The organism is Bacillus sp. SIMBA_005, assembly GCF_046535585.1.
In the GTDB taxonomy this organism is placed as follows: domain Bacteria; phylum Bacillota; class Bacilli; order Bacillales; family Bacillaceae; genus Bacillus; species Bacillus pumilus.
The window spans coordinates 1-245 of sequence record NZ_JAWRWI010000966.1; the positions used below are offsets into that span (position 1 = coordinate 1).

Below are 245 nucleotides of genomic sequence, written 5' to 3' on the forward strand. Positions count from 1 at the left end.
TTTCATTAACGGCCGGAGCGTAGGCGTGCAGGTAGCCGAGCCGCTGCGGAGAAATTTTGTAGGTTTGATCGCGTTTTGTGCCTGCGCCGATAACCGTTTCAAACGCGAGCGGCAGTTTTGTTTTCTTCATCGCTTTTTGCATCATCATGCTTTTTACGTCTTCTGCGTTCGGCACCTTCGCTGTGAGCCCGCCTTTGATTTTGTACTGCTGTTCTTGGGCGTATGAGATAACCGCGGTTTGCTGT

At 51.0% G+C, this 245-nt stretch carries 1 protein-coding gene; it reads right to left on the reverse strand.

Going from position 1 to position 245, the window contains the following annotated elements; all coding sequences use genetic code 11:
* Window positions 1–245: YfkD family protein (locus SB660_RS22970; RefSeq protein WP_410584836.1), on the reverse strand; the 245-nt coding region annotated here is incomplete at both ends.